This window comes from Streptomyces sp. SID5785 (assembly GCF_009870065.1).
Classification (GTDB): domain Bacteria; phylum Actinomycetota; class Actinomycetes; order Streptomycetales; family Streptomycetaceae; genus Streptomyces.
Window position 1 is genome coordinate 1 of sequence record NZ_WWIA01000787.1, and the last position, 3044, is coordinate 3044.

The 3044-nt window shown below is 75.0% G+C and carries 4 protein-coding genes; 1 reads left to right on the forward strand and 3 read right to left on the reverse strand.

Annotated elements, in window-relative coordinates:
- Positions 1 to 63: 63 nt before the first annotated feature.
- Positions 64 to 834, reverse strand: a complete 771-nt coding sequence (gene cobS, locus GTW43_RS25900; RefSeq protein WP_161304403.1) for an adenosylcobinamide-GDP ribazoletransferase — start codon at positions 832 to 834, stop codon at positions 64 to 66.
- A 67-nt stretch (positions 835 to 901) separates the two neighbouring features.
- Between cobS and GTW43_RS25905 the strand changes: the two genes are divergently transcribed.
- Complete coding sequence (locus GTW43_RS25905; RefSeq protein WP_161304404.1) at positions 902 to 1657, forward strand: hypothetical protein; 756 nt, start codon at positions 902 to 904, stop codon at positions 1655 to 1657.
- Here GTW43_RS25905 and GTW43_RS37660 read toward each other — a convergent pair.
- Positions 1570 to 2301 carry a hypothetical protein gene (locus tag GTW43_RS37660; RefSeq protein WP_202501941.1) on the reverse strand — a complete coding sequence of 244 codons (732 nt, stop codon included), beginning with the start codon at positions 2299 to 2301 and terminating at the stop codon, positions 1570 to 1572. The genes GTW43_RS25905 and GTW43_RS37660 overlap by 88 nt on opposite strands.
- On the reverse strand, positions 2301 to 3044 hold a 744-nt coding region (locus GTW43_RS25915; protein WP_161304405.1), incomplete at its 5' end, for a phosphatidylglycerol lysyltransferase domain-containing protein. The genes GTW43_RS25915 and GTW43_RS37660, both read right to left, overlap by 1 nt.

A 3044-nucleotide genomic window follows, 5' to 3' on the forward strand; every position in this document is an offset into this window, starting at 1 on the left:
GTCACGGGGCTCCGCCCCGGACCCCGCTCCTCGAGCGACGAAGGGCCCTGCCCGAAGGGGGCGCTACAGGGCCAGGGTCACCAGGGCTGCCGTCGCCGCTGTTTCCGCCAGGGCGCCGAAGACGTCGCCCGTCACCCCGCCGAACCGCCGCACGCACCGGCGCAGCAGCAGCTCCGCCGCGCCGCAGCCCACGACGACGGCCGCCGCGCACGGCGGGGAGACCGCCGCGCACGCCGCGAGGACCAGCACCGCCACCGGGAGCGCCGCCCGCGGGCGGACCGTCTCGGCGACCGCCGCGCCGAGTCCCTCCGGTCGGGCCGCGGGGACACCGGTGCGGGAGGCGAGCGTGAGCGCGAGGCGGGCCGTGACGCCGGCGACGGCCGCGGCCACGGCGCCCCGGGACCACGACTCCCCGTACAGCTGGGCCAGGACGGCCACCTGCGCGAGGAGCGCGAGGACGAGAGTGACCACGCCGAACGGGCCGATGTCCGACTGCTTCATGATGCCCAGCGCGTCCTCGGCCGGCTTCCCGCTGCCGAGCCCGTCCGCGACGTCGGCGAGCCCGTCCAGGTGCAGCCCCCGGGTGAGCGCTGAGGGCACCGCGACCGAGGCGACCGCGGCGAGCAGCGGGCCCGCGCCGAGCAGGGTGAGCAGTCCGCCGAGCGCGGCGGCGCACAGCCCCACGACGAGACCGGCGAGCGGCGCGCACAGCATCCCGGCGCGGGCGGCGTCCCGGTCCCAGCGGCGGACGGTGACGGGCAGCACCGTCAGGGTGCCGAAGGCGAAACGTATGCCGTCGGGCAGGGAGGCGCGGGCGGAGGGCGAAGCGGACACCGGGGGAGGTTACCCGGACAGGTGCCGAGGGCGGGCGGCGTCCCCGGCCCGGCGGCAGGATGGCCGCATGGGCGACTGGTGGTACCGGAACATCGCGGAGCCCGGCAAGCTGCCGCTGCTCCTCGCCCTGCTGGCGTTCATGGGGACGTTCCTTGTCACCCGGACCATCACCCGCCTCATCCGGGCCGGCCGCGGTCCCTTCCGCAATGTCACCCCGGGCGGCCTGCACATCCACCACGTGGTGCCCGGAGTCGTGCTCACCGTCGTCGGCGGCTTCGGCGCGGTCGGCAGCGGCCGGCACGGGATCGCGGCCTGCATCTGTGCCGTCCTCTTCGGGATCGGGGCGGGCCTGGTGCTCGACGAGTTCGCGCTGATCCTGCACCTCGACGACGTCTACTGGAGCGAACAGGGGCGGCGCAGCGTCGAGGTCGTCGTCCTCGCCTCCGCGCTCGGCCTGCTCGTGATCGGCGGTTTCTCGCCGCTCGGCGTCGACGACATGACGGCCGACGAGCAGCGCGACCGGGTCACGCTGGTCTCGACGCTCCTGATCAACCTCACGTTCGTCTTCCTCACCCTGCTCAAGGGCAAGGTGAAGCTCGCACTGATCGGCGTGCTGGTGCCCTTCGTCGCGTGGTTCGGGGCGCTGCGCCTCGCGCGGCCCGGCTCGTACTGGGCGCGCCGCTGCTACCGGCGCAGACCGCGCGCCCGGGCGAAGGCCGCGCTGCGGGCCTACCGTCACGAGCGCCGCTGGTCCCGCCTCGGCCGCGGTTTCGAGAACCTGATCGGCGGCACCCCGGACCCGGAGCGCCGCGAGCGGCCCTGACGCGGCGGCAGCCGCTCGGCCGCGCACAGGACGAGCACCGCGACGATCGCGGCCAGGTGCTCCCGGCCCGCGAGGTTCGGCTTGAGCGCGCACTCGGCGGCCATCGCGGCGACGACGCAGGCCGCCGTCCAGCGGGCCCGGTGGCGCACGCACACGTACACCGCCAGGCCGACGACCGCCGCCGACGGGCCGGTGTCGACGACCAGCGCGTCCGAGGCGGGCAGCCCGAGGGGACGGTCCGGACCGAGCGCGATGCCGAGCCGGGCGTACAGGGTCCCGGCGAGCGTGGCCAGGTACGCGACGGCGAGGGTGCGGCGCCGGCCCAGGCAGATCTCCGCGACGCCGAACACCAGCAGGATCTGCCCGAGCGCGCCCCACACCGGCAGGTCCAGGGCCGGGACGAACAGGGACAGCGGGGTGCGCAGCAGCGCGAGCCACCAGGCGTCCGCGGCCCGCACCGCGCCGACGTCCTGGACGGGGCCGTACCCCCACGACCGGTTCTGCACGTACTGGAACGCCGCGGTCAGGAGCACCGCGGCGAGCGTCAGCGGGACGGCCCGCCACCGGCGCGCGGCGAGCGCGGCCCCCACGGTGCGCAGCAGCGAGCCCCACTCGCGGTACGCCCAGCGGCGTACCGCTTCCATCAGTGGTGCTCCAGCCGCCTGCGGCGCAGCCACGAGGGCAGGCCGGGCACCTCGAGGAAGCCCTCGGCGCGGGCCGACGCGATGCCGATGCGCGGCAGGTCGGCGCTCTTCTCGAAGAGCAGGAAGCGGGGTTCCCAGATGGGCCGGTACTTGGCGTTGGCCCGGTAGAGCGATTCGATCTGCCACCACCGCGAGAAGAAGCTGAGCAGCGAGCGCCACAGGCGCAGCACCGGGCCCGCGCCGAGCCGCGAGCCACGCTCGAAGACGGAGCGGAACATCGCGAAGTTCAGCGAGACCTGTGTGATGCCGATCTCCGGTGCCTGCTGGAGGAGTTCGATCACCATGAACTCCATCAGGCCGTTCTCCGCGTCCCGGTCACGCCGCATCAGGTCGAGCGAGAGGCCGTGCGGGCCCCACGGCACGAAGGAGAGCAGTGCCCGCAACTCCCCGTCGCCGTCGCTGCACTCGAGCATCACGCACTGCCCGTCCTGCGGGTCGCCGAGCCGGCCGAGCGCCATCGAGAAGCCGCGCTCGGTGGCGCCGTCCCGCCAGTCGTCGGCCCGCTTCAGGAGGTGCTCCATCTCGGCCTCGGGGATGTCCGCGTGCCGGCGGACGCGGACCGTGTAACCGGCGCGCCCGACCCGGTTGTACGCCTGCCGGACCGTGCGCATCGCGCGCCCGTCGAGGGTGAACTCGGCGGTCTCCACGATGGCTTCGTCGCCGAGTTCGAGGGCGTCGAGCCC